At 68.9% G+C, this 25508-nt stretch carries 28 protein-coding genes; 15 read left to right on the top strand and 13 right to left on the bottom strand.

Annotated features, from left to right (window positions below; genetic code table 11):
• Positions 1-13: 13 nt before the first annotated feature.
• Both ACXYX3_RS13715 and ACXYX3_RS13710 read left to right on the top strand, forming a co-directional pair.
• Positions 14-1480, top strand: a complete 1467-nt coding sequence (locus ACXYX3_RS13715; RefSeq protein WP_458607881.1) for an amidase — start codon at positions 14-16, stop codon at positions 1478-1480.
• A 31-nt stretch (positions 1481-1511) separates the two neighbouring features.
• Positions 1512-2447, top strand: a complete 936-nt coding sequence (locus ACXYX3_RS13710) for an alpha/beta fold hydrolase (protein WP_458607880.1) — start codon at positions 1512-1514, stop codon at positions 2445-2447.
• Here ACXYX3_RS13710 and ACXYX3_RS13705 read toward each other — a convergent pair whose 3' ends face one another.
• Genes ACXYX3_RS13705 through ACXYX3_RS13690 form a run of 4 tightly spaced genes read right to left on the bottom strand, consistent with a single transcriptional unit; the run spans position 2448 to position 7534 of the window.
• Complete coding sequence (locus tag ACXYX3_RS13705; RefSeq protein WP_458607879.1) at positions 2448-2672, bottom strand: hypothetical protein; 225 nt, start codon at positions 2670-2672, stop codon at positions 2448-2450. It abuts the gene before it with no gap.
• Between the two features lie 10 nt (positions 2673-2682).
• Complete coding sequence (locus ACXYX3_RS13700) at positions 2683-3951, bottom strand: competence/damage-inducible protein A (protein ID WP_458607878.1); 1269 nt, start codon at positions 3949-3951, stop codon at positions 2683-2685.
• A gap of 22 nt (positions 3952-3973) precedes the next feature.
• A complete protein-coding gene (locus ACXYX3_RS13695; RefSeq protein ID WP_458607877.1) occupies positions 3974-6757 on the bottom strand; it encodes a glycoside hydrolase family 2 protein in 2784 nt (927 codons plus the stop codon).
• A gap of 30 nt (positions 6758-6787) precedes the next feature.
• Positions 6788-7534: a glucose 1-dehydrogenase gene (locus tag ACXYX3_RS13690; protein WP_458607876.1), complete on the bottom strand. Its 747-nt coding sequence runs from the start codon at positions 7532-7534 to the stop codon at positions 6788-6790.
• A gap of 80 nt (positions 7535-7614) precedes the next feature.
• Between ACXYX3_RS13690 and ACXYX3_RS13685 the strand changes: the two genes are divergently transcribed.
• The gene (locus ACXYX3_RS13685) at positions 7615-8682 is read left to right on the top strand and encodes an NAD(P)H-dependent amine dehydrogenase family protein (protein ID WP_241206434.1); all 1068 of its coding nucleotides are present in this window, start codon (positions 7615-7617) and stop codon (positions 8680-8682) included.
• Between the two features lie 4 nt (positions 8683-8686).
• On the opposite strand, the gene ACXYX3_RS13680 is transcribed toward ACXYX3_RS13685, so the two are convergent.
• On the bottom strand, positions 8687-9133 hold the full coding sequence (locus tag ACXYX3_RS13680; RefSeq protein ID WP_241206435.1) for an ATP-binding protein: 447 nt from the start codon (positions 9131-9133) through the stop codon (positions 8687-8689).
• 45 nt (positions 9134-9178) lie between these two features.
• Complete coding sequence (locus ACXYX3_RS13675) at positions 9179-9565, bottom strand: STAS domain-containing protein (RefSeq protein WP_241206436.1); 387 nt, start codon at positions 9563-9565, stop codon at positions 9179-9181.
• Positions 9566-9766: 201 nt separating this feature from the next.
• Between ACXYX3_RS13675 and ACXYX3_RS13670 the strand changes: the two genes are divergently transcribed.
• The 4 genes from ACXYX3_RS13670 to ACXYX3_RS13655 all read left to right on the top strand — a co-directional run bounded on the left by ACXYX3_RS13670 (position 9767) and on the right by ACXYX3_RS13655 (position 14644).
• Positions 9767-10522 carry an HAD family hydrolase gene (locus tag ACXYX3_RS13670; RefSeq protein ID WP_458607875.1) on the top strand — a complete coding sequence of 252 codons (756 nt, stop codon included), beginning with the start codon at positions 9767-9769 and terminating at the stop codon, positions 10520-10522.
• Between the two features lie 53 nt (positions 10523-10575).
• Entirely contained in the window at positions 10576-11709 is a 1134-nt protein-coding gene (locus tag ACXYX3_RS13665) for a nitronate monooxygenase (protein WP_241206438.1), read from the top strand.
• 89 nt (positions 11710-11798) lie between these two features.
• Positions 11799-12392 carry a TetR/AcrR family transcriptional regulator gene (locus tag ACXYX3_RS13660; RefSeq protein ID WP_458607874.1) on the top strand — a complete coding sequence of 198 codons (594 nt, stop codon included), beginning with the start codon at positions 11799-11801 and terminating at the stop codon, positions 12390-12392.
• On the top strand, positions 12389-14644 hold the full coding sequence (locus ACXYX3_RS13655) for a molybdopterin-dependent oxidoreductase (RefSeq protein WP_458607873.1): 2256 nt from the start codon (positions 12389-12391) through the stop codon (positions 14642-14644). Before ACXYX3_RS13660 ends, ACXYX3_RS13655 begins: the two co-directional genes overlap by 4 nt.
• Here the strand turns inward: ACXYX3_RS13655 and ACXYX3_RS13650 are convergent.
• Positions 14641-15117, bottom strand: a complete 477-nt coding sequence (locus ACXYX3_RS13650) for a hypothetical protein (protein ID WP_458612083.1) — start codon at positions 15115-15117, stop codon at positions 14641-14643. The genes ACXYX3_RS13655 and ACXYX3_RS13650 overlap by 4 nt on opposite strands.
• A gap of 187 nt (positions 15118-15304) precedes the next feature.
• On the opposite strand from ACXYX3_RS13650, the gene ACXYX3_RS13645 reads away from it, so the two are divergent.
• Positions 15305-16561 carry a cytochrome P450 gene (locus ACXYX3_RS13645; RefSeq protein ID WP_241206442.1) on the top strand — a complete coding sequence of 419 codons (1257 nt, stop codon included), beginning with the start codon at positions 15305-15307 and terminating at the stop codon, positions 16559-16561.
• 12 nt (positions 16562-16573) lie between these two features.
• On the opposite strand, the gene ACXYX3_RS13640 is transcribed toward ACXYX3_RS13645, so the two are convergent.
• Positions 16574-16861, bottom strand: coding sequence for a hypothetical protein (locus ACXYX3_RS13640; RefSeq protein ID WP_241206443.1), 288 nt, complete (start codon positions 16859-16861; stop codon positions 16574-16576).
• Positions 16862-16946: 85 nt separating this feature from the next.
• Between ACXYX3_RS13640 and ACXYX3_RS13635 the strand changes: the two genes are divergently transcribed.
• Both ACXYX3_RS13635 and ACXYX3_RS13630 read left to right on the top strand, forming a co-directional pair.
• The gene (locus ACXYX3_RS13635; protein WP_458607872.1) at positions 16947-17723 is read left to right on the top strand and encodes an MmyB family transcriptional regulator; all 777 of its coding nucleotides are present in this window, start codon (positions 16947-16949) and stop codon (positions 17721-17723) included.
• Between the two features lie 81 nt (positions 17724-17804).
• Positions 17805-18230 (top strand): lipoprotein LpqH, encoded by a 426-nt coding sequence (locus ACXYX3_RS13630; RefSeq protein WP_458607871.1) that lies wholly within the window; start codon positions 17805-17807, stop codon positions 18228-18230.
• Here ACXYX3_RS13630 and ACXYX3_RS13625 read toward each other — a convergent pair.
• The 4 genes from ACXYX3_RS13625 to ACXYX3_RS13610 all read right to left on the bottom strand — a co-directional run bounded on the left by ACXYX3_RS13625 (position 18215) and on the right by ACXYX3_RS13610 (position 20865).
• Positions 18215-18379, bottom strand: a complete 165-nt coding sequence (locus ACXYX3_RS13625; protein ID WP_241206445.1) for a hypothetical protein — start codon at positions 18377-18379, stop codon at positions 18215-18217. The two genes, ACXYX3_RS13630 and ACXYX3_RS13625, sit on opposite strands and share 16 nt — an antisense overlap.
• 75 nt (positions 18380-18454) lie before the next feature.
• Positions 18455-19204: a L,D-transpeptidase gene (locus ACXYX3_RS13620; protein WP_458612082.1), complete on the bottom strand. Its 750-nt coding sequence runs from the start codon at positions 19202-19204 to the stop codon at positions 18455-18457.
• A gap of 95 nt (positions 19205-19299) precedes the next feature.
• The gene (locus ACXYX3_RS13615) at positions 19300-19899 is read right to left on the bottom strand and encodes a Pr6Pr family membrane protein (protein ID WP_458607870.1); all 600 of its coding nucleotides are present in this window, start codon (positions 19897-19899) and stop codon (positions 19300-19302) included.
• A gap of 18 nt (positions 19900-19917) precedes the next feature.
• On the bottom strand, positions 19918-20865 hold the full coding sequence (locus ACXYX3_RS13610) for a threonine ammonia-lyase (RefSeq protein ID WP_458607869.1): 948 nt from the start codon (positions 20863-20865) through the stop codon (positions 19918-19920).
• Between the two features lie 35 nt (positions 20866-20900).
• Between ACXYX3_RS13610 and ACXYX3_RS13605 the strand changes: the two genes are divergently transcribed.
• Both ACXYX3_RS13605 and speB read left to right on the top strand, forming a co-directional pair.
• On the top strand, positions 20901-21332 hold the full coding sequence (locus ACXYX3_RS13605) for an acyl-CoA thioesterase (protein ID WP_458607868.1): 432 nt from the start codon (positions 20901-20903) through the stop codon (positions 21330-21332).
• A 16-nt stretch (positions 21333-21348) separates the two neighbouring features.
• Positions 21349-22401: an agmatinase gene (gene speB, locus ACXYX3_RS13600; RefSeq protein ID WP_458607867.1), complete on the top strand. Its 1053-nt coding sequence runs from the start codon at positions 21349-21351 to the stop codon at positions 22399-22401.
• Between the two features lie 9 nt (positions 22402-22410).
• Here speB and ACXYX3_RS13595 read toward each other — a convergent pair whose 3' ends face one another.
• The gene (locus ACXYX3_RS13595; RefSeq protein WP_458607866.1) at positions 22411-23295 is read right to left on the bottom strand and encodes a cyclopropane mycolic acid synthase family methyltransferase; all 885 of its coding nucleotides are present in this window, start codon (positions 23293-23295) and stop codon (positions 22411-22413) included.
• 192 nt (positions 23296-23487) lie between these two features.
• On the opposite strand from ACXYX3_RS13595, the gene ACXYX3_RS13590 reads away from it, so the two are divergent.
• The 3 genes from ACXYX3_RS13590 to ACXYX3_RS13580 all read left to right on the top strand — a co-directional run bounded on the left by ACXYX3_RS13590 (position 23488) and on the right by ACXYX3_RS13580 (position 25508).
• The gene (locus ACXYX3_RS13590; RefSeq protein WP_458607865.1) at positions 23488-23706 is read left to right on the top strand and encodes a hypothetical protein; all 219 of its coding nucleotides are present in this window, start codon (positions 23488-23490) and stop codon (positions 23704-23706) included.
• An 84-nt stretch (positions 23707-23790) separates the two neighbouring features.
• Positions 23791-24186 (top strand): hypothetical protein, encoded by a 396-nt coding sequence (locus ACXYX3_RS13585; RefSeq protein ID WP_458607864.1) that lies wholly within the window; start codon positions 23791-23793, stop codon positions 24184-24186.
• 17 nt (positions 24187-24203) lie between these two features.
• Positions 24204-25508, top strand: a complete 1305-nt coding sequence (locus ACXYX3_RS13580; protein ID WP_458607863.1) for a cytochrome P450 — start codon at positions 24204-24206, stop codon at positions 25506-25508.

The raw sequence follows: 25508 nt of genomic DNA, 5'->3' as shown, positions 1-25508 counted from the left end.
CGAGTATTCCGGAATGGACTCTCGGACAGCGTTCGAACTCGCCGGCATCGACGCGGTCGGCCAGGCAGCCCTGGTCGCGGCGGGCGAAGTGAGCGCCGTCGACCTGCTCGAGGCAGCGATCGTCCGCCTCGACGCGGGACGCACACTGAACGCGGTGATCACCGACCTCTTCGACCACGGCCGCGCCGCCGCGACCGCGCTCGACGCGTCCGGTGTGGTGCGCAGCGGGCAAGCGGGTCCGCTGGCCGGTGTCCCCTTTCTTCTCAAGGACCTCGGCGCATCGCTGGCCGGCGCCCCGGAGGCGATGGGTTGCCGCGCGCTGCGTACCCATGTCGCGGCCGACACCGCGTGGATCGTGCAGCGCTACCTGGACGCCGGCCTGGTGATCTTCGGCAAGACCAACACCCCCGAGTGGGGCAACCACTGCACCACCGAGCCGTCGCTGTTCGGCGCGACCGTCAACCCGTGGTCGTCCGACATCACTCCCGGTGGCTCCAGCGGGGGCTCGGCCGCGGCCGTCGCCGCGGGGATCGTGCCCGCCGCGTCCGGCGGCGACGGCACCGGGTCGATCCGCGTCCCCGCGGCGTGCTGCGGCCTGGTCGGCCTCAAGCCGCGTCGCGCGCGGACCTCGTTCGCCCCGGGAGCCGGGCACGGCCTGGAGGGTCTGGTCAACGAGCATGCCCTCACGCGCACCGTGCGCGACAGCGCAGCGCTTCTCGACGCCGTCACCGGGACAGGCGTCGGGGATCCCTACTCGGCCCCGCCGCCATCCGAACCATTCCTCGACGTCATCGCCGATTCGCCTGCGCCGCAACGCATCATGATGGCAACGTCATCGCCGTTCCCCGGCTCTGCGACCGATCCCGCCGTCATCTCTGCCGTCGAACAGACCGCGGCTGTGCTCGCCGAACTGGGTCACCGCGTCGAGCCGGGCGCGCCGTCGATCGACGCCGAGGCCGTCGCCGACGCGATCGCCGTCCTGCACACCGTCAGCAACGTCGAACTCTTCGCGACGGCGCGCGAGCACCTGGGCCGGGAGCCGCGCGAGGACGAGTTCGAGCCGAGCTCCTGGGTGATGATCCAGGAAGGTCTGCACACCACCGGCGTCGCCTACGCCGGGGCCATCGCCGCGATCCATGCCCAGACACGGCGTTTCGCCACGCAGATGCTCGACCACGACGTGCTGCTGGTGCCCACCCTGCTGACTCCCCCGCCGCCCTACGGATTGCTCGACCAGCCGCGCGGGACCACCCGCGCGTTCTTCGACGTCGAGTTCGCGACCACCGGCTGGACGGCGCTGGCCAACGTGACCGGATGGGCCGCGATCTCGCTGCCGCTCGGTACGACGGCCGACGGCTTGCCCATCGGCGTGCAGCTCATGGCGCCCGGCGAAGAGGTTCTGCTTGCGCTGGCCGCGCAGCTGGAGACGGCAGTCGGGTGGGCCGACCGACGGCCGCCGGGCTGGGTCGGGGCCGGCTGAGGTCGTTGGCTGGCATGCGACACTGTCGCGCATGTCCACCGACATCACCCGTCCCAAGCTCGAAGGCAACGTCGCCGTCGGCCCGGACCGCGAAGGCCGGCGTCTCGGCTTCGCTGAGTTCGGCGACCCGGCCGGCAAACCCATCTTCTGGCTGCACGGCACTCCGGGAGCGCGCCGTCAGATTCCGCTGGAAGCGCGGCTGTACGCCGAGCGCAACGGTATCCGGCTGATCGGCATCGACCGGCCGGGCATCGGCTCCTCCACGCCGTACGCCTATGGACGGGTGATCGACTTCGCCGACGACCTTCGCACGCTGGCCGAGGCGCTCGGCATCGGCAAGATGATGGTGATCGGATTGTCCGGCGGCGGCCCCTACACGCTGGGTGTCGCCGCGGCCATGCCTGACCGGGTCGTCGCGGCCGGCGTTCTCGGCGGTGTCGCACCCACGAAGGGGCCTGACGCGATCGGCGGCGGGGTGATGGGCACCGTCGGCGTGCCGGTGGCGCCGATCCTGGAACACGTGGGCGGAACGCTGAGCATGGTGGCCACCCCGCTGATCCGGCTGGTCAAGCCCGTCGCCGAGCCGATCATCGGGCTCTACGGCGCGTTGTCACCCGAGGGTGACCGCCGCCTGCTGGCCCGGCCGGAGTTCAAAGCGATGTTCCTCGACGACCTGCTCAACGGCAGCCGCAAGCAACTCGCGGCACCGTTCGCCGATGTCGTCGTGTTCGCCCGCGACTGGGGTTTCCGCCTCGCCGACGTGACAGTGCCCGTGCGGTGGTGGCACGGCGACGCCGACCACATCGTGCCGTTCGCGCACGGTCAGCACGTGGTGTCGCGACTGCCCGACGCCGAGCTCTACACGCTCTCGGGCGAGAGCCATCTCGGTGGGCTCGGGCAGGCCGAGGCGATCCTCACCTCGATGACCGACCTGTGGGACGCCGCCGGTACCGACAAGAGGCGCTGATCAGCGCTTGAGCCAGCTCTGCACCGTCGGCAGCTCCCGGCTGTAGGACGTCAGGATGTCGTCGTGATAGAGCGTGCCGCCGTTGATGGCGCCCTCGTCGAGCCACACCACGTGCACCCGGACCTCGCCCTTGGCGAAGTAGTCGTTGCGCTCGGAGGTGCGTTGCGCCCAGCCGGTCTGCTCGGCGAGCGCCGCGAACGCCTGCCGCTCGTCGGTGTCAACCATGGTGCTCACCCTAGCGGGATGCGCTCAGCGCCCTGCGCAGCAGATGCATCGCGATGGTGGTCGAACGCTCCCGTACATCGGACCGTCCCCCGGGCATGGTCGTCGTGCGCGTGACGACGGTGCCGTCGGCCAGCGCGACGGAGAAGCACACGGTGCCGACCGGTTTCTCCTCGGTGCCGCCGCCGGGGCCGGCGACGCCGGTGATCGCGACCGCGGTGTCGGCGCCGAAGCGGGCCAGCGCGCCGCGGGCCATCGCGTCGGCGACCGGCTCGGACACCGCGCCGTGCGCCTCGATCAGGCCGGGGTCGACGCCGAGCACCTCGGCCTTGGCACTGTTGGCGTAGGCGACCGCACCGCCGCACACGTAGGCCGACGATCCGGGGCGTTCGGTGAGCCGCGCGGCGAGCAGACCGCCGGTGCAGCTCTCGGCGGTCGCGATCCTGCGCCCGCTCAGCAGCTCCGCCACCTGGTCGTCGATCAGCGCGCCGTCGGTGGAGAAGATCTCGTGGGCGTGCCGGTCCGACAGTGTGGCGAGTAGCGCGCCGTAGACGGGTGCGTCCTGCGGCTCGAATCGCGTCACGATCTCCAGCTCACCCCGGCGCAGGCAGGTGGTGATCTCCAGCCGATCGAATCCGTCGACCTCGCGCTGCGCCTCCCGCAGCGTCTCGGCCAGACCGGACTCGGGCAGCCCGAACATCCGCACGGTCTCCTGCCGGAAGTCCGTGCGGCCGGCCAGCGCTTCGGTGACGGCGTCGGTGGCGGCCGCGGCCTGCCACATCGGTTGCAGCTCGCGCGGCGGGCCGGGCAGCACGACGACTGTGGGCTTCCCGGGGACCACGACACCGGGCGCGGTGCCCACCGGGGTGAGGATCGTCGCTCCGGCGGGTACCAGCGCCTGCTTGCGATTGGCGGCGTGTACGGCCTCGGCGTCCACCCCGGGGTAGCGGGCCATGAGGTCATCGACGATGCCGCGGATCGTCGCCTCCAGCTCGGCGTCGAGCACCAGCTCGCGGTCGCAGAAGCGGGCGACCACCTCGACGGTCATGTCGTCGGCGGTCGGGCCCAGGCCGCCGCTGGTGATGATCAGGTCGACGCCCTGGTCGGCGAGGAACCTCAGCTGCGCCTCGATGTCATCGGGACGGTCGCCGCACAGCGTGATGTGGGCGAGTTCCACCCCGAGTTCGAGGAGGCGATCAGCGAGGTACGGACCGTTCCGATCGGCCACCCGCCCGGTGAGGACCTCGGTTCCGGTGATGACGATGCCCGCCCGTGCGCTCACACCATGAAACAGTACGCATGGATCAGCGGACCGGAACGACGACCGGTGCGGTGTTGTAGCCGGTGACGCGCACCCAGCCCGCGCGCAGCGTGTCCGACAACGGGTCGGCACGGACCTCGACGGTCTCCCCGCCGTAGACGGTCACGTAGTTGTCGGTGTAGGTGATCGGCAGTATCTCGTCGGCGGCGGGTCCGGTGGTGAGCTCCGCGCGGGCGAAGAATGCGACTGCCCGGCCCGGATTGTGCAGCCGGATCACGACGCCGTCAGCCGCCCGCCGGGCGGTGACCTCGAGTCTGCCGCGCGGCATCGTGTTCAGCGCGGTCATGTCGGCCCAGCGGGCGGGTTGCAGCTCGAAGGCCTGGTCGTTGGCCGGGTCGCCGACGTCGTCGCGGCGCTGAGACTGCCAGTAGGTGCTGTCGGTGACGAGATGACCTGTGGCGTCACGCAATTCGACTCGAACGAAGAACACCGGAGAGTCCCGGGCGACGCGCGGCATCCACAGCGCCGTCGCGGCGCCCCCGGAGACGACGTCGACCGGGGGGCTCGTGCGATCCTCGCGGACGCGACCCGACAGGTCGTAGACCCGCACCCGCACCCGCAGGTCCCGTCGGTCGGCCGCGGTCTGGTTGACCACGGTCAGGGCCGCCCTGCTGTGGTCGCCGGTGGCGTAGGCGTCGAACACCGCGGACAGCGGGCGCAACCCCGTCTTGGCGCCGAAGTAGGCGCCGCCCGGGCGCAGGTAGTAGTCGAAGAGGTGGCCGAAGAACGACGGCCAGTGGTTGTTCAGCATCCAGTAGATGGTCATCTTGTGCGTGTCCCAGCCACCGGCGGCGAACGCCTCGAACTGGGCCCGCGTCGACTCGTAGTGCGCGAGTTGAGCTTTGGTGGTGAACATCTCGGCGCTCGCGGACGGTCCGTAGCGCCGATCGACCGCGCGGCGGATGGTCGTCAGGGTCGAGTTGCTGCTGTTCGCGCCGGCATGGAAGGACCAGGTGTCGTTGATCGGCCACAGCTTGTCGGGCGGGATGAAGCGGCGCAGACTCGCCATCGGGGGGATGTGTTCGTTGTCGCCCTGCTCGGCGTTCGCGCCGCGCGCAGCACCGTATCGGCCGGCGAACCAATAGCTGGGCGGACGCCAGCTGTACGGACCGGCCATGTGGATGCCGTCCCAGAGCACCCTGCCGTCGGCATCGCGAGCGAAGCTGGACACCGTGTCGACCACGGCGTTCGGCCAGTGCGCATCCTCGAGTATCCGGCGGTAGTCGGCCAGCAGGTCCGGCGGCGGGGTGCCGTCACTGCCGTTGGCCCAGACGAATGCCGAAGGGTGCGAACGCAACATGGTGATCTGCGTGGTCAGGCTGTCGCGTGCGACCCGGTTGTCCTCGGCGTCCCACTGCGACCACTTCTCCCACTGGTTGCAGCACATCCAGCCCATCATCAGCGGGATGCCGAGTTCGTCGGCCATCTGCACCAGCCGCTCGCCGGGGAACTTGCCCTCCAGACGCAGCATGTTCAGCCCGAGGTCGCGGACGTACCGCAACACCGCGGTGTCACGCTGCGGGTTGTCCGCGAACAGCAGATCGGGGGTGTAGGCGGCGCCACGCACCGGGAAATCGCGTCCGTTGACGGTGAGGTAGAAGTTCCCCCCGGTGCCGAGCTCCGGGTGGCTGGTGTCGTCGTCGCGGTGCTGGGTGACGGTGCGGATGCCGAACCGCTGGGTGTGGACGTCGGAAACCCGTCCGAAGCGCCGGAATTCGGTGCGCAGTTCGTAGAGCGCGGGGTCCCCCATCGTGTACGGCCACCACAGATCGGGATGATCGAGCGTCAACTCCGGATATCGGTCGGCGGCGAAGCTCACCTCCCGACTCTCCCCCGGCGCCAACGTCACTCGCTGGTCGAGAGCAACGTCGGGTTTGCCTGCCCTGCTGATGGCCACCCGCATGACGCCGCGCACGGTGTCCGACGAATGGTTTCGGACCGTCGTGTACACCGTCACGGTCGCCGAATCCGTGCGTGGCAGCGGCAGATCGGTACGCACCGCGCTCTCGCCCAATGAGACGTCCTGCGACATCTGCAGTGTCACCGGTTTCCAGATGCCGGCGTTGCGATCAGGAACGAACGAGTTGTCGACCGGCGCGGCATCCGGCTGTTCGCGATACCCCAGATAGCGCCAGTTGATCCAGTCGTACCAGCTGTCGGCGAGTTCGACGCCGTCGACGTCCTGCAGCGCCTGCTCGGGAGTCACCCTGACCGCCAGGACATTTGCGCCATCGCGACGGATCCACGGCGTGGCGTCGATCTGGTGCTCGGCGTACATACCGACGACCTGATCCGAGCCGGCGATGCGGTGCCCGTTCAGCCAGATCTCCGCCCGGTAGTTGATGCCGGGGAAATCCAACAGGTACGTCGCATGCCCGCCCGGCGCGTGGAATGTGGTGCGATACCACCAGTCCTGCCGGTACAGGTCCCACGGCACCTCGTCACGCAGGCGGGTGCCGACAAAGAGGTCGGGATAGCTGCCGTCGGCCTGCAGCGTCTGCAGCACGGTGGCCGGCATGTGTGCGATCGGGTGCCACCCCGCCTGGCGATAGTCCGGGGAGGACAGCGCGGCGCCGTCGTCACCGACGACGCGCGCCGACACCAGCGCCCAGCCCTGCGCCAGCTCGACGCGGCCAGGATCGGGGGCGGGCGTGGCGAAGTCGGGGACATCGGCGACACCGAGCACCGCGACCAGCGCTGCCAGCATCACGACGATCAGCGTCGTGCGCAGTCCGCGGTGACGTCCCTGCGGCGAGGCGCGGTCCATCAACGGCCGGCGCCGGCGGCGCCGGCGGCGCTACTTGTGCGGGACGTCGTTGACCAGACCGCCGTCCATGACGAACTCGGCCCCGGTCGAGTACCGCGATTCGTCACTGGCCAAGAACACCACGAAAGTGGCGACCTCGTCGGGCTGACCAGGGCGGCCCAACGGAATCCGCAGCATGTCGTCAGGGAAGAACTTCGTCATCGGGGTGCGGATGAAGCCGGGGTGCACGGAGTTCACGCGGATGTTGTGGGGACCGAGTTCCAGTGCCGCCGACTTCGTCAGCCCGCGCACGGCCCACTTCGAGGCCACGTACGGGTGCACCATCACCGCGCCGCGCAGCCCCTCGATCGAGGAGATGTTGATGATGGACCCGCCTCCGGCTGCTTTCATCGCCTCGACGCAGGCCTGCATGCCGAGGAACGTCCCGGTCAGATTGACGTCGATGACCTTCTGCCACTTGGCCATGTCGAACTCGCCGATCTTGCCGAGGGCGACGGTACCGGCGTTGTTGACCAGAACGTTCAGCGTGCCGAAGGCGTCGAGGGCAGTGGCCACCGCGGCGTCCCACTGGTCGGCCTGGGTGACGTCGAGATGCACGTAGCGAATGGAGCCCGGGGTCTGGGCGTTGATCTCCTCGGCCAGTGCCTGGCCCTTCTCGTCGAGGATGTCGCCGATCACGACCTTGCCCCCCTCGGCGATCAGCGCCCGGGCGTCCTCGGCGCCCATTCCCTGCGCGCCGCCACTGATCAGTGCCACTTTTCCGTCCACGCGTCCCATGGGGCGACAGGCTACCGCACAGCCTGCGGCGCAATTAGAACCTGTTCCAATACGGCGGCGGACCACGCATACTGGCGGCCATGACGATTCGAGTGGCGCAGATCGGCACCGGCAACTGCGGCAGTCTGACGCTGCGCCAGCTGATCGAGGACCCACGGTTCGAGTTGACCGGGGTGTGGGTGTCCTCGGCCGACAAGCTCGGCAAGGACGCCGCCGAATTGGCCCACCTCGACGGCACCACGGGAGTCCGTGCGGTCGGCGATCTCTCGGCGATCATCGCCGACGCGCCCGACTGCGTCGTCTACTGCGCGATGGGCGACATCCGGCCCAAGGAGGCGCTGGCCGACGTCCGCGCCGTGCTCGAGGCCGGCATCAACGTCGTCGGCTCGTCGCCGGGATTTCTCGCCTACCCGTGGGGTGTCATCGGCGAGCGGGCCATCGAACGGGTGGAATCGGTTGCCCGCCAAGGCAATGCCTCCGTCTTCGTCACCGGCGTCGACCCCGGCTTCGTCACCGATCTGCTGCCGCTGGCTCTGGCCGGCACCTGTGCGCGAGTCAGCCAGATCCGCACGATGGAGATCGCGGACTACGCCACCTATGACGGCGCGACCGTCATGTTCGACGTGATGGGGTTCGGGAACGAGATCGGCGACCTGCCGTTCCTGTATCAGCCGGGCGTGCTGAGCGCGGCGTGGGGCGTGGCGATCCGCCAGCTGGCCGCGGGTCTCGGCGTGGAGATCGACGACATCCGAGACAGTGTCGAGCAGGAACCCGCACCCGAGGATTTCGACGTCGCCGTCGGCACCATCAAGAAGGGCACGGTCGCGGCGGTGCGTTTCCAGATCGAGGGCCTCGTCGGTTCGGAGCCGGTGATCGTGGTCGAACACATCACCCGGCTGCGCAGCGATCTGCGCCCCGACTGGGCGCAGCCGGCTCAGGACGGCGGGTCCTACCGGGTGGAGATCACCGGCGAGCCGTCCTACGTGATGGACATCTGCCCGACCAGCCGCAACGGGGACCACAACTATGCGGCGATCCTCGCCGCCGCCGGCCGCATCGTGAACGCGATCCCGGATGTGGTGGCCGCGGAGGCGGGCATCCGCACGACGCTCGACCTTCCGCTGGTCGCCGGCACCCACCGGGGGTGAAGGTCTACAGGCGCGTGACGCCGTGCCATTCGAGGCGCACGTGGGTGCCTTCGGCCGACGGTTCGATGATCGCCCGGTCCGACAGGGTCTCCATCAGCGGGATGCCGCGCCCGCGGGTGCGTGGCACCGGGTCGGTCTGCGGCGTGCGCCAACTGCCGCGGTCGGTGATGTCGACCGTCAGCGTCTGGCGCTGGGCGTCGTAGATGGCGCAGATGTCGATGGTCCCGGGCTGCTCGGCGAGTCGATAGGCGAATTCCGCCGAATTGGCCAGCGCCTCGTTGATCGCGAGCACCAGGTCGCTGCGGCGCTCCTCGTCGAGCGCGAAGTGGCGATTGAGCCAGGCGGCGAACTCCCGGCGCGCCGTGGCAACCGTTGCGGCGTCGGCATCGAGGCCGAATCGCTCGAAACGTTCTGCGTTGGCCACCTCAGTCGGCGGCATGGAATCGATCATGGCAGTCGGTGGCTACCCGAAGACGCACGTTTCTACGCGGCTTTCCTACGCGTCACGCGCCGCGAGCGCCTCGTCCAGGCTCGGATAGAGGCTCACGATCTCGGCGATACCGACCAGCTTGAGGGGCCGGCTCGTCGCCGGACCGTCGGCGACCACGCTGAATCGCACGTCAGCGCCTGCTTTGTCGTGCGCTGCGACCAGCACACCCATCCCGGCCGAGGCCAGGAACTCGACGTTGGTGAAATCGATCACGACCGCGGACGGCTTCTGCGTCAGCGCGGCGTCGATCGCTGACTCCAGCTGCGGTGAGGTCAGCATGTCGACGACGCCGGACACCGACACGATGGCCACGCCATCGACCCAGCGTTCGACAACGTCACAGTTCGAGGCCGCTGATGAGGCGGTTGTGCCGTCGGCTGCTTGCTCGTCCAAGGTTCACCTTCCATGTCAGGCCGCTGTCCGCCCACTGCCAGAGCAGACTCCCGTCCACCTCCGGCGCACAGGCTGCTTCCTGAACCCGGCTACCAAACTACCGTGGCCGTTTGCGGCGACCGGCACAGATTAAACCAGGAGTGTCGGTGTGGTCCGTAGCATGGCAAGTCAACGCCGACACCGGCCACATGCGAGGAGATCGTGACCGCCCTGCCCACTGTTCTGTCGGCGGCGATCGGCGCGAGCCCGCAGGGTCCCCACATCGGCGCCTTCTTCGATCTGGACGGGACGCTCGTCGACGGTTTCACGGCCACCGCACACGCCGGCGATCGCATCCGTCGTCGGCAGGCCCGGCTCGGCGAGGTCACCGGCGTCATCGAGGCGGCCATGCGGTACCGCTTCGGTCGGGTCGACTTCGCCAAGCTGCTCGAACGCGCCGCCGGATACCTGCACGGTGAGTCGCTGGCCGAACTCGACGACATCGGCGAGCGGCTGTTTCGCGAGCGCGTCCGGTCGCGGCTCTTCCCGACGATGCACGAGGTGGTACTCGCCCACCAGGACCGCGGCCACACCGTGGTGATGTGTTCGTCGGCGCTGACCATCCACGCCGAGCCGGTGGCGAGGTTCCTCGAGATCGAGCACGTGGTGTGCAACCACTTCGAGGTCGATGCCGACGGCCGCCTCACCGGCCGGATCCGGCGGCCGGTGATCTGGGGGCGGCGCAAGGCCGACGCAGTCGGGCAGTTCTGTGAGAACCGTGACATCGGGTTGGCCGACAGCTGGTTCTACGCCGACGGCAACGAGGACATCGCCTTGATGTCCCTGGTTGGTCAGCCGCGCCCGGTCAACCCGCGCCGGGAGCTGGCCGCGCGTGCGGCGGTCGAGGGCTGGCCGGTGCTGCGCGTCACGACAGAAGGCGGGGGAAACCACGACGGCCTCCGCGGTGTACTAAAGTAGAACACGTTCTAATTTCCGACGCGTTCGGCCCATGAGCCCACCAGGAGCGGACTATGCATACTCCCCTGTGCGACCAACTCGGCATCGAATTCCCGATCTTCGCCTTCACCCACTGCCGTGACGTCGTCGTCGCCGTGAGCAAGGCCGGCGGATTCGGCGTGCTCGGCGCTGTCGGCTTCACCCCCGAGCAGCTCGAGATCGAGCTGAACTGGATCGACGAGAACATCGGCGACCACCCCTACGGCGTGGACATCGTGATTCCCAACAAGTACGAGGGCTCCGACGCCACCGACATGGACCCCGAGGTGTTGAAGAAGACCCTCAACGACCTGGTGCCCCAAGAGCACATCGACTTCGCCAAGAAGATCCTGGCCGACCACGGCGTGCCCGTCGAGCACAGCGACGACGACGCGCTGCAGCTGCTCGGCTGGACCGAGGCGACCGCCACCCCACAGGTCGAGGTGGCGCTGCGGCACCCGAAGGTGACGATGATCGCCAACGCGCTCGGCACCCCGCCGGCCGACATGATCGCCCACATCCATCAGGAGGGACGCGTCGTCGCAGCGCTGTGCGGTTCGCCCTACCAGGCCCGCAAGCATGCCGATGCCGGCGTCGACATCATCATCGCCCAGGGCGGCGAGGCCGGTGGCCACTGCGGCGACATCGGCTCGATCGTGCTGTGGCCCCAGGTCGTCAAAGAGGTTGCACCGGTGCCGGTGCTCGCGGCGGGCGGCATCGGCAGCGGTCAGCAGATCGCGGCCGCGCTGGCACTCGGCGCCCAGGGCGCATGGACCGGATCGCAGTGGGTGATGGTCGAAGAATCCGAGCACACGCCGGTCCAGCACGCCGCCTACGCCAAGGCGACCAGCCGGGACACCGTCCGCAGCCGCTCCTTCACCGGCAAGCCCGCACGCATGCTCAAGAACGAGTGGACCGAGGCCTGGGAGAACCCGGAGAACCCGAAGCCGCTCGGTATGCCGCTGCAATACATGGTGTCGGGTATGGCGGTCGCCGCGACGCACAAGTACCCCAATGAGTCCGTCGACGTCGCGTTCAACCCCGTCGGCCAGGTCGTCGGCCAGTTCACCAAGGTCGAGAAGACCGCGACGGTGATCGAGCGGTGGGTGCAGGAGTACCTGGAGGCGACCGGCCGCCTCGCCGACCTCAACGAGGCCGCCTCCGTCTAGGCGTTTTCGGCGTGGTTGTCGTCGACCAGCGACGACAACCACGCCGAAACCGCTTCTTTTTGCGCGTAGCGTTATGTAGGTTTGCATACATGACTGGTCCCCGTGAGCGCATGGTCGTCTCGGCTGCACTGCTGATCCGGGAGCGCGGCGCCCAGTCCACCGCGATCGCCGACGTGCTCGAACACAGCGGCGCACCCCGCGGCTCGGCCTACCACTACTTCCCCGGCGGTCGCACCCAACTGCTCTGCGAGGCCGTCGACTACGCCGCCGACCACATGATCCGTCGTCTCGATGCGGCGGCGTCGAGCCTCGAGGCGCTCGACGAGTTGTTCGCCAGGCAGACACAACAGCTGCGCGAGAGCGACTTCCGGGCAGGCTGTCCGGTGGTCGCGGTGGCCGTCGAAGCCGGCGACCCGGGTGCGGGTGAGCGGCCGGTGCTCGATCGCGCCGCGGCGGCGTTCGCGCGGTGGCGGACGGCGCTGGCCACCCGATTGCGTGCCGACGGCATTGCAGGAGAGCGCGCCGAGGATCTGGCCGTGTTCACGCTGTCGGCATTCGAGGGGGCGATCGTCATCGCGCGGGCGCAGCGCGACGACGAACCGCTGCGCCGGGTGCACACCCAACTCGCGCAGATGATCCACGCGGCACTGCCCGCCGGCACGAGAAAGCGAGCCACCCGATGACCGACACGACCCCTGACTGGCAGCCGACCGCCTGCATCCTGTGTGAATGCAACTGCGGCATCATCGTCCAGGTCGAGGACCGCAAGCTCGCCCGCATCCGCGGCGACAAGAACCACCCGGCGTCGCAGGGCTACACCTGCAACAAGGCGTTGCGACTGGATCACTACCAGAACCAGCGCAACCGGCTGACCTCCCCGATGCGTCGCCGCCCCGACGGCTCCTATGAGGAGATCGACTGGGACACAGCGATATCGGAGATCGCCGCGGGTTTCGCGGCGATCGCCGACACCCACGGCGGCGACAAGATCCTCTACTACGGGGGCGGTGGGCAGGGCAACCACCTCGGGGGCGCCTACAGCGGCGCCTTCCTCAAGGCGCTGGGCTCGTATCACCGGTCCAACGCACTGGCTCAGGAGAAGACGGGCGAGCACTGGGTCGACGCCCACTTCTACGGCGGCCACACCCGGGGCGAGTTCGAGCACGCCGAGGTGTCGGTGTTCGTCGGCAAGAACCCGTGGATGTCGCAGAGCCTCCCGCGCGCCCGCGTCGTGCTCAACGAGATCGCCAAGGACCCCGCGCGGTCGATGATCGTGATCGACCCCGTGGTCACCGACACCGCGAAGATGGCGGATTTCCACCTGCGGGTGCGGCCGGGCACCGACGCCTGGTGTCTGGCAGCGCTCGCTGCGGTGCTGGTGCAGGAGAACCTTTGCGACGACACCTTTCTCGCCGAGCACGTGGGCGGCGCCGACGAGGTGCGCGCGGTGCTCGCGCAGGTGCCCGTCGCCGACTACGCGGAGCGGTGCGGAGTGGCCGAACAGCTGCTGCGGGACGCGGCGCGGCGCATCGCCCGCGCGGCCAGCGTGGCCGTGTTCGAGGACCTCGGCGTGCAGCAGTCGGTCAACAGCACCCTGTGCTCGTACCTCAACAAGCTGCTGTGGATCCTGACCGGCAACTTCGCCAAACCGGGCTCACAGCATCTTCATTCGTCGTTCGCCCCGCTGTTCCGGCCCGGCGGTGTCGGCCGCACGCCGGTGACGGGTGCCCCGATCATCGGCGGGTTGATGCCGAGCAACGTGGTGGCCGACGAGATCCTCACCGACCACCCCGATCGCTTCCGCGGGCTGATCGTCGAGAGCAGCAACCCGGCGCACTCGATCGCCGACTCCAGCGCCGTGCGTGCGGCGTTCGACAGCCTGGAACTGCTCGTGGTCATCGACGTGGCGATGACGGAAACGGCCCGGTTGGCGCACTACGTGCTGCCCGCCGCGAGCCAGTTCGAGAAGGCCGAGGCCACGTTCTTCAATCTCGAGTTCCCGCGCAACACCTTCCATCTCCGTCACCGGCTGATGGAGCCGTTGGAGGGCACACTCCCCGAACCGGAGATCTGGGCCCGTCTCACCCGGGCCCTCGGTGTCGTCGACGAGGCCGAGCTCGTTCCGCTGCGCGCCGCCGCCGAGCAAGGTCTCGACGCATTCGCGGCGGCGTTCCTGACGGCCGTCGGCGCGAATCCCGGCCTGGCGAAGGTGCTCCCGTTCGTGCTCTACGAGACGCTCGGTGCCACGCTGCCCGAAGGTCTGGCCGGTGCCGCGGCGCTGTGGGGGCTGGCGCAGAAGACCGCGATGACCTATCCGGAGGCGGTGCGGCGCGCCGGTCACGCCGACGGCGACGCGCTGTTCGAGGCGATCCTCGACGGCCGTTCGGGCATCACCTTCACCGTGCACGAATACGAGGACGACTTCGCGTTGATCACCCATCCCGACCGTCGAATCGCGATCGCGATACCGGAGATGCTCGCCGAGGTACAGAAGCTGGCCGAGGAGCCCGCGGCGCTCACTTCGCCGGAGTTCCCGATCGTGCTGTCGGCCGGCGAGCGCCGCGCCTTCACCGCCAACGACATCCTGCGCGACCCCAGTTGGCGCATCCGGGACGCGCAGGGGGCACTGCGGGTCAGCCCCGCGGACGCGGCAGCGCTGGGGCTGGCCGACGGCGGCCGGGCCCGCATCAGCACCGCAGCGGGCACCGCCGACGCCGTCGTCGAGATCAGCGACGCCATGTTGCCCGGGCACGCCTCACTGCCCAACGGGTTCGGGGTGGACTTCGTCGACGCCGACGGACGCACGGTCGTCCCCGGCGTCGCGCCGAATGCGCTCACATCGAGCGGATGGCAGGACGCCTATGCGGGCACGCCGTGGCACAAACACGTGCCGGCCCGCATCGAGGCGTTGGCGGACATGGCCGCCGCGCCCTAGGGGGCCAGTGGAGCGGGTGCCGGCTCCGGTGCCGGCGCCGGAGCGGCGGGTACCGGCGGGGTCGGCTGCATGCCGGGCGTCGCCGACATCGGGCGCTGCGTCAGCAGCAACAGCGCGTCGGACCCGGACACCTCCTGGGTCTGCATGGAATGCCAGAGGTCACGCAGATAACCCAGGCGGGTCTGCGGGGCCGGCGTTTCGGTGGTACCCGGCGGCAGGTTCTCGGGGCTCGACAGGTGCGGCACGCCGGCGGGTGGCGCAGCCGCCACGTCGGCCGCCCCACCGGCCAGAGCCTGGACCGGGGCACCGGGGATCGCGGCCGGATCCAGCGGCGGCGCGACGGGCGCGGGCAGCGGGGCGGGCGGCGGGACCGCGGGAGCGGGATCGGCGGATGCGAGCGGCGCGCACACCAGCAGCCCCGCGACCGCCGCGGCGCCCACAGCAGAGGCGGTCTTGACGTGCCATCCGATCATCACCGGTGCCCCCTTCGGGTGGGCGGCCACGCAGCGGGCCGCCTGGAGATCATTGTCACCCTGTGCTTCTCCCCCGGCGCCACATTCGTTACAGCCCGCCCCGACGATCTCCGCGAAGTCGACGCAACGACCCCTTAGGTGGTGTAGGTATCGGATAAGAGCCCCATGACGGCAAGGAGCCCCCAGCATGCCGACTCCGGTCTTCCCGCCTGGTTTCGACTTCACCGATCCGGACCTCAACTGCGAACGCCTCCCGGTCGAAGAACTGGCGGCGCTGCGCCGCAGTGCACCGATCTGGTGGAACGAGCAGACGGCCGGAGGAGCCGGCCCCTTCGGGGACGGCGGCTTCTGGGTGGTCACCAAACACCGTGACGTCAAGGAGATCTCGAAACGCAGCGACGTGTTCTCCAGCCTGGAGAAGACGGCGCTGCCGCGCTACCCCGAAGGCTCGACCGGCGAGCAGATCGAGACCGGCAAGTTCGTGCTGCTGAACATGGATGCGCCGCACCACACCCATCTGCGCAAGATCGTCTCCCGCGGTTTCACCCCGCGCGCGGTCGAGCGGCTTCGCGCCGATCTCGACGCGCGTGCGCAGAACATCGCCAAGGCCGCGGCGGCCGCAGGAGCCGGTGACTTCGTCGAGCAGGTGTCGTGCGAACTGCCCCTGCAGGCCATAGCCGGGCTGCTGGGCGTGCCGATCGAGGATCGCAAGAAGCTCTTCGATTGGTCCAACCAGATGGTCAGCGACGACGACCCGGAGTTCGCGCATCACGACAACCGCAACGCGGCAACGGAATTGATCATGTACGCGATGCAGCTGGCGGCCCAACGTGCCGAGCAGCCCGGTGAGGACATCGTCACCAAGCTCATCGAGGCCGACGTCGAGGGACACAAGCTCTCCGACGACGAGTTCGGGTTCTTCATGGTGCTGCTCGCCGTCGCGGGCAACGAGACCACCCGCAACTCGATCACCCACGGCATGATCGCGTTCACCGAACACCCCGATCAGTGGGAGTTGTTCAAGGCCCGGCGCCCGACGACGGCAGTGGACGAGATCGTGCGCTGGGCGACCCCGGTGACCTCGTTCCAGCGCACCGCGCTGTGCGACTACGAACTGTCCGGTGTCCCGATCAAGAAGGGGCAGCGCGTCGTGATGTCCTATCGGTCGGCGAACTTCGACGAAGAGGTGTTCGACGATCCCTACTCGTTCAACATCCTGCGCGATCCGAATCCGCACGTGGGGTTCGGCGGTACCGGGGCGCACTACTGCATCGGCGCGAACCTGGCCCGGATGACCATCGAGTTGATGTTCAATGCCATCGCCGACCACATGCCCGACCTGCAGTCGATCGGTACCCCGCAACGTCTGCGCTCGGGCTGGCTGAACGGGATCAAGCACTGGCAGGTCGACTACACCGGCACCGGCTGCCCCGTCGCCCACTGAGGCGCCCGGCACTCACCCCGCGGGGTAGTCGATGATCGAGCGCCAGTAGTCCTCGCCGAGCTCGCCGCCGGTGCGGAGCACCATCGCCAACCCGGTCGCCATCGCGAGGCCCAGCAGGCCGAGCCACAACCCGGCCAGCCCGATCAGCACCCACAGCGCCACCGTCAACTCGGGCCAGGGAGACACCACGGCGAGCACGGGCGCGAAGAAGAAGCCGGTGCCGACGTACCACGCCGAGCCTGCGCGGTCGCAGACCAGAACCGTGCGTAACCACCGCGGGATGTCGGGCCTGTCGGACATGCCCTCACGATCCGCCCGCGAGGTAAGCGCCGCAATTACCTCGAAGGTAGTGGTGACCGCTACTCCCGGGCGCCAGACTGATCCCATGGCGGCGCAAGACATGCCACCGACGACGGTGGGTGCGATGGTGCGGCGCTGGCGCGAGCGGCGCCGACTCAGCCAACTCGACCTCGCGCTGAAGGCCGACGTCTCGGCGCGACACGTCAGCTTCGTCGAAACCGGCCGTGCCACGCCCAGCCGCGCGATGGTGCTGCGGCTCGCCGACGTTCTCGACGTGCCGCGGCGCGAACAGAACCGCATGCTGCTGGCCGCGGGCCACGCCCCGGCCTACCCCGAGCGGCCGCTGGACGCTCCCGACATGGCGACCGTGCAGGCGGGATTGGCGCGGGTGCTCGAGGCCTTCGACCCCTACCCCTGCGTGGTGGTGAACCGGGTTTGGGATCTGGTCACCGCCAACGCAGGCGCCGACGTGCTGCTCGCCGGGGTGGCGCCGCACCTTCTGGAGCGCGCCAATGCCCTGCGCATCGCACTGCACCCCGACGGGTTGGCGCCACGTATCCGCAACCTCGGTCAGTGGCGCGCCCATCTAATCGGGAGATTGCGACGGGAGGCGGCGGCCGATGACACCGGCGAGCTGAGCGCCCTGCTCGACGAGATCGCCGGATACCCGGGTGGAGACGACCGGTTCGACGATCCGGGCGCGGTGGCGGTCCCGCTCGACCTGATCACGCCCGACGGCGTCGAACTGCGATTGCTGTCGATGGTGACGACGTTCGGAACCGCACTCGACCTCACCGCCGCCGAACTCAGCATCGAGACGTTCCTGCCTGCCGATGCTGAGACGGCCCTCTTTCTGCAATGACGCGCCTGCAATGACGCGCCTACCCACATTGCGCGCCGAAGTCCCCGGGCACACGGTCGCGACCGCATAGAGTCGAGCGCCATGGAGACTAGACATCTGGTCGCAGCGATGGCCGTCGGCGGCGTTGTGCTCGCAGGGACGGCGTGTTCGTCGCCGGAGCCTGCTCTCGGCGGCACCACGGCGACCGTCTCGATCGACGGCGACGATGCCGGCGGCGCATTCCCGGTGACGTGCCGCCAGACGGGTTTCACCTGGTACATCCAGACTCCGGGCAAGGACAAGGGATTCACCGCGGTGCTGGCGATGGACGGGCCGCCGACTGCCGAATCCGTCGAACTCCGGGATGTGGCCGGCTTTTCGGGCAACTTCTGGAAAGGCAACATGGGCGACGCCGAGGTCACCGGTCGGCATGGCAACTACACGATCACCGGCACCGCCGACGGCAACTTCACCGCGACGCCGAGCGACTCCGCGCAGGCGAAGTTCCGGATTCAGGCGAACTGCTGATCCAGTCGCTCCTCATAGCAGGCGATCTCGACGAGGTCGTCGTGCGCCTCGATGCTGATGTGTTCGCCGCTCATCGCCCGCAGCAGCGGCGAATCCCCGATCTGGGACACGTCGGCAAGGCTGGCGGTCTCGTCTGCGTGGTCGTGCATGATCGCACCTCCGTCTTCAGTGACAGACGGTTACCCCGCATGCGCACAGCAAATATGACGGTGTGCTGACCCCGGTCAGGCCTGGACGATGATCGGATCGCCCACGCTGACGGTGTCGAAATACCACGCCGCGTTGTCCGGGCTGAGGTTGATGCAGCCATGGCTGACGTTGGCGTAGCCCTGCGATCCCACCGACCAGGGTGCGGAGTGCACATAGACACCGCCCCAGGTGACACGCACGGCGTCGGCGACGGTGAGCTTGTAGCCCTCCGGATCGGACAGCGGGATGCCGATGGTCCGCGAGTCCATGACGACGGACTTCTGCTTCTCCAGTGCGGTGAAGCTCCCGATCGGGGTGGGGTGCTTCGGCTTGCCCATCGATGCGGGCATCTCCCGGGCGACGACGCCGTCGATGCTGACGGTGAACGTGTGAGCGTCCAGGTCGGCGACGCCGACGACCGACGATCCGGTCTGGAAGCTGGTGGCGAACCCGCCGACCGACACATCGATGGGTGCGTGCGCCGGGAAGTAGAGCGCGGGTGTCCACTGCACGGTCCGGTCGTCGAGCCAGGAGAACGTGCCCTCTTCGGGTCCGGCGCCTGCCGCCCGCACCGCAAAGGAACTCTCGACGGCACCGCGGTTCGGCACCGGCGCGGTGAACGTGACGGTGACCGGGTGGGCCACGCCGACGGTCTCCCCGGGAGACGGTGAGATCTCGCTGATCGTCGACGGAAGCGTCGGCACCGGGGTACCGATGGCTCCGATCGCTGACGGGCCGACCGACAGGCCGGACATCACGGCCACCGCCCCCATCACGGCCGCCATGCGGCTGATCGAGAAGCGGAGTCGGTTGTGTTCACGTGAGGCGCTCGTCACGGTGCCATCCTAGGTAATCGGCGGGGGTGAACCCTGTTCATGGACTATCGCGCTGGTGCGGGCGAACGTTTCAGCCCGCCGGCGACGGCCAGCAACGCATAACCCGCCGCGAGCACGCCGGCGGCCAGCCCCGCGACATTGGCGGCGACCGCGCCCGCGCCGACACTGTCGACGTCCAGGAAGAAGTAGGGGGCCCGCCGGCCCAGATCGTTGAGCACCAGCAGCGCCACCACCAGATAGGCCGCCGGGAACGCCAGCCACGCGATGGGATGCCACCACGCCAGAGGGGCGGGCGCCGAGGCGCGGCCGACGAGAACCCAGTCGCACAGCGCGAGCAGGGGCACCGCGCAGTGCAGCAGCACGTTGGCGACGGTGTAGCCCATGCTGCGGTCGACGAGGAACAGGTTCCACACCACCCCGGCCATCACCAGATAGAGAACCACCGCGCCGCGCAGCCCGACGCGCCCGTCGGAGCGCGGCCGCACGAGGGTCCACAGGTAATAGGCGGCCGCTGCGACGTTGACCTGATAGGTGAACGTGACCATGCGCCACATCAGGCCACGTTCGGAGGTGACGCCGACGACGAGCAACGCCGCGGCGACGGCGACGACGATCCCGACACGCAGGCCGATCCGCAGGGCCACATCCCCAGGGTAGAGACGTCAGGCGAGCGTCTGCGCCAGCAACCGCGGTTCGATGTTGCCGCCCGAGAGGATCACCACGGTGGGGCCCGGCGGTGTGGCGTGCCGCCGGTAGGCGGCCAACGCGACGGCCCCGCTGGGTTCGGCGACCAGATGACCACGCTGCGCGAATTCCCTGACTGCCGACAGTATGTCGTCCTCCGTCACGGTGAGCATCCCGTCGAGGACCTGCCGCAGGTGCGTGAACGTCAACGCGGACGGCTGGGAGCGCAGGCCGTCGGCGACGGTGCGGTTGCGCTGCTCGATCGGCCAGTCCACCCGCTCGCCGGTCCGCAAACCTTCGGTGGTGTCGGCGGCCAGCTCGGGCTCCACCCCGAGGACCACGGCCTTCGGGCACAGGGTCTTGATCGCCACCCCGATGCCCGAGGCGAGGCCGCCGCCGCTGACCGGGACCAGCACCGTGGCCACCTCGGCGAGGTCCTCGGCGATCTCCAGGCCGATCGTGCCCTGACCGGCGATCACGTCGCGGTGGTCGAACGGCGGGATCATCGTCCCGCCGGTGTCGGCGAGCACCTGCGCGGCGACGGTCTCCCGTTGGCCCGCCCCGCACAGCACCACCCGCGCGCCGCGGGCTCGAGTGGCCGCGACCTTGACGTCTGGCGTCTCCTCGGGCATCACGATGTGTGCCCGCAGACCGAAGGTGGCCGCCGCGTAGGCGACGGCCTGGGCGTGGTTGCCGCTGCTGTAGGCCACGACGTCGGCCACCGCCTCCCCCCGCTCCCTCGCCGCGGTCAGCGCGCTGAACGCACCCCGCACCTTGAAGGCGCCGATCGCCTGCAGGCTCTCCGGTTTGACCCACAGCGGCCGCTCCCGGTCACCCCACGGCACGGACAGAAGCGGAGTCCGTGTGACATGTCCGCGGATCCGCTGTGCGGCCGTGTGGATGTCGTCGATGGTCACGAGCTGCATGGTGCGAGTCTGCCTCACCCCTACAGTCGTCGGTGATGACCGGATACTCGCTGCCCGTGGTTCCCCGCTACGCAGAGATCGACCAGCAGGGAGTGGTGTTCAACGGCCACTACCTCACCTGGTTCGACGAGGCCTGTACCGGCTACCTCGAACACTGCGGAGCCGGCTACGCCGACCTGATCGCCGGTGGCCACGACATCCAGGTCGTGCACAGCGAGATCGACTTCGCCGCGCCCGTCCGGTGGCGCGACGTGGTGCGGGTGACCGCAGCCTGCAGCCGGGTGGGCACGACGAGCTTCACGGTCGCGTTCACCGTGCGCCGGCGGGCCGCCCACGACGGTGAGGACGCCGAACACGTTGCGGTGCGCGGGGCCAACACTTACGTCGTCGTCTCAACCGACGACTGGGCCAAGCGGCCCGTCCCGGATGCGCTTCGTCACGCGTTGACCGGCCATGGCGCACGCTGACCGGTACGGTCTGCCCATGGGTCATGAGCACGGACACCAGCGCGATCTCCCGCCCGGCATGGTCGAGCAGTTGGAGCTCGCCTACGCGGGTGTGGCGTCCTTCGGCCACCGGCCGTTCCTGACCGAGACCGCCCAGCTGGATTCCTGGAAACCTGACGTGGCGATCGTCGGCGCCCCCTTCGACATCGCGACGACGAACCGGCCCGGGGCCCGCTTCGGCCCGCGGGCGATCCGCGCCACCGCCTACGAGCCGGGCACCTACCACATGGACCTGGGCCTGGAGATCTTCGACTGGCTCGAGGTCGTCGACTTCGGCGACGCCTACTGCCCGCACGGGCAGACCGAGGTCTCACACCAGAACATCAAGGACCGCGTGGCAGCGATCGCCGGCCGCGGCATCGTGCCGGTCATCCTCGGCGGCGACCACTCGATCACCTGGCCGGCCGCCACGGCGGTGGCCGATGTGCACGGCTACGGCAACGTCGGCATCGTGCACTTCGACGCGCACGCCGACACCGCCGACGAGATCGAGGGCAACCTCGCCAGCCACGGCACCCCGATGCGCCGGCTGATCGAGTCCGGCGCGGTACCCGGCTCTCACTTCGTCCAGGTGGGACTGCGCGGCTACTGGCCCCCGCAGGACACGTTCGAGTGGATGCAAGAACAGAAGATGACCTGGCACACCATGCAGGAGATCTGGGAGCGCGGCTTCAAGGCGGTGATGGCCGACGCGGTCGGCGAGGCGCTGGCCAAGGCCGACAAGCTGTACGTGTCGGTGGACATCGACGTGCTCGACCCGGCGCACGCGCCCGGCACCGGAACCCCGGAGCCGGGCGGCATCACCAGTGCCGACCTGCTGCGGATGGTCCGGCAGCTCTGCTACGAGCACGACGTGGCCGGCGTCGACGTCGTCGAGGTGGCACCGGCCTATGACCACGCCGAGCTGACGGTCAACGCCGCGCACCGGGTGGTGTTCGAGGCGCTGGCCGGCATGGCGGCCCGGCGGCGCGACGCAGCCGGCGGCGAGCCGGGCCAGCCGGCCCGGTCCTACCTGAAGCGTCCTACCTGAAGCCCCGACTCAGCTCTTGGTGAGGGTGAACTGGCAGATGTCGGTGTAGCCGTCGCGGAACAGGTCGGCGCAGCCGGTCAGGTACTTCATGTAGCGCTCGTAGACCTCTTCGGACTGGATCGCGATGGCCTGATCCTTGTTGGCCTCCAGCGCGGCGGCCCACAGATCCAGCGTGCGGGCGTAGTGCAGCCGCAGGGGCTGGACCAGCCCGACGCCGAAACCGGCCTTGGTGGCGTGGCTCTTGACCTTGACCGGCTGCGGCAGATCCCCGCCCGGGAAGATCTCGTCCATGATGAATTTGAAGAACCTGATCTTGGTCATGGTGACCGGCAGGTTCCTTGCGGCGAATTCCTCGTCATCGGGCTTGACGATGGTGTGCAGCATCATCACGCCGTCGGCGGGCAGCACGTCATAGGCCCGGCTGAAGAACTCGTCGTAGCGGTCACGGCCGAAGTGCTCGAACGCGCCGATCGACACGATCCGGTCCACCGGCTCGTGGAACTGCTCCCAGCCCTGCAGCAGCACGCGCTTGCTGCGGGGGCTGTCGAGGCCGTCGAGCACCTTCTGCACGTGCGCCTGCTGGTTGCGGCTCAGTGTCAGGCCGACGACGTTGACGTCGTATTTCTCGACGGCCCGCTTGATCGTCGCGCCCCAGCCGCAGCCCACGTCGAGCAGCGTCATACCGGGCTCGAGGCCGAGCTTGCCCAGCGACAGGTCGATCTTGGCCAGCTGGGCTTCCTCGAGCGTCATGTCGTCGCGCTCGAAGTAGGCGCAGCTGTAGGTCTGCGTGGGATCCAAAAACAACCGGTAGAAGTCGTCGGAGAGGTCGTAGTGCGACTGGACGTCCTCGAAATGCGGAGTCAGGTCCTGGGTTCCGTTGGTGGTGTCTGGCAAATCACTGACCTTTGAATCTCGAGTGCTTGCGAGGACGGCCCCACCGTCTTCGAGGGCCTGTCTCGCCCAGGGCGAAAGTTGCTACGCACAGTACCCGAGCATGGTGTGCGACCGTGAATCGTCGAGCGGGTGCGCGGCCAACTATCGTGGGGAGACCGCCGAACCGCCCATCCATCCTCGGAGGCAACTCTCGTGACAACACCCCAGGACGACCCGTTCGACGACGCTCCCGAAGCCGACGTGGCCGAGCAGCGGGCACCGGTCGACCCCGGCGACGCTGCCGATGGCGAGGCCGACGACGGGGCGTGGCGGGACGCCGATCGGGTGGCCGGCGAGCGGGACTGGCAGGCCAGCGAGGCCGATCTGATCGAGCAGACGATCGACGTCCCGATCGACGACGACGAACGCTGAGCCGACCACCGGTCGGGCTGCGCCGTCAGACACTCGACACACCCGCCGCGATTGCACCGCAGGCAAGCCGGGTACCTCGCTGGCGTGACTGACGCAAGCGATGCCACGGTCGATGCCGTCGGGAAGGTGACCGAAGCGCTGGAGTGGGTCGAACGCGCACGGGGCCACCTGTATTCGTTCCACCAGCTGATGGGTCGCGCCGATCTGCTGCTCGGCGAGGCGTGCGACGCGCTCCGTGAGGCCGGCCACGACGATGTCGCCGAGCGCCTGGAGACAGAGGTCGTGGGCCGCAACGTCCTCGAGGGCAGATGGACCTTCCAGATCATCGAAGAATTCGAGGACACCTACTGGGACGTCGTGCGTGACCACGAGAAGCGGGTGCGTGACGACCTGGTCGACGGGCAACGCCACCTGCACGAGGCGCGGATGAAAGAGGACCGTCGCACACACGGCCGAAAGGGTCACCAAGCGCGGCCCTGACGCTACGCTCGGGTTGCATGAGCAGCCCGGAACTCGGCACGACACTCGGCGACGTGACCCGGGTCAACGGCACTCCCCCGCCGGACATCTCTCTGGCCGACGCCGACCTGGCGTCGTGGGATTTCTGGGGCCTCGACGACGACATCCGTGACGGCGCGTTCGCCACACTGCGCCGCGAGGCGCCCGTCCGTTTCTTCGAGGCGTTCGTGGCCGACGGGGATGCCGAGATAGCCGGGCACTGGGCGCTGACCCGCTACGACGATGTGTTCTACGCCAGTAGGCACCCCGAGATCTTCAGCTCGGCGCTGGGCATCGTGATCGGCGATCAATCCCCGGAACTGGCCGAGTACTTCGGCTCGATGATCGCGATGGACGACCCTCGCCACACCCGGTTGCGTAACATCGTGCGCAGCGCATTCACCCCGAAAGTGCTTGCGATGATCGAGGATTCGGTGCGAGCGCGGGCAGCGCGGTTGGTGGCCGACATGGTGGCCGCACACCCCGACGGGCACGCCGATCTGGTGGCCGAGTTCTCCGGACCGCTACCGCTGCAGATCATCTGCGACATGATGGGGATCCCCGAGTCCGATCATCAGCGAGTCTTCGGTTGGACCAACGTCATCCTGGGGTTCGGCGACCCCGACATCGCCACCGATTTCGAGGAGTTCGTCTCCGTCGCAATGGCCATCGGGGCGTATGCCACGGCGCTCGCCGACGACCGGCGCGAACATCCCGCCGACGATCTGACCACCGCCCTGGTCGCCGCCGAACTCGACGGCGAACGGCTGACCTCGGCCGAGGTGGCGTCCTTTTTCATCCTGCTCGTCGTGGCGGGCAACGAGACGACCCGCAACGCGATCAGCCACGGCGTGCTGGCGCTCAGCCGCTTCCCGGAGCAGCGCGACATCTGGTGGGCCGACTACGAAGCCATCGCCCCGACCGCGGTCGAAGAGATCGTGCGCTGGGCCTCACCGGTGGCCTACATGCGGCGGACCGCCACCCGGGATGTCGAACTGGGCGGCGTGCGTATCGCAGCCGGCGACAAAGTCAGTCTGTGGTACGGCTCGGCCAACCGAGACGAATCGAAGTTCGCCGATCCGTGGACGTTCGACGTGCGTCGGCATCCCAACCCGCATGTGGGTTTCGGGGGCGGCGGTGCGCACTTCTGCCTCGGGGCCAACCTGGCCCGCCGGGAGATCACGGTGGCGTTCGAGGAACTGCACCGCGCCGTGCCCGACCTGCGAGCCGTCCGCGAACCCGACCGGTTGCAATCGGCGTTCATCCACGGCATCAAGCGGCTGCCGGTCGCCTGGACCGGGTAG

This window comes from Mycobacterium sp. Panama NTM2 (genome assembly GCF_054355555.1).
Note: the sequence above shows the minus strand (reverse complement) of the source record. Positions and strands in the feature narration are given on the sequence as shown.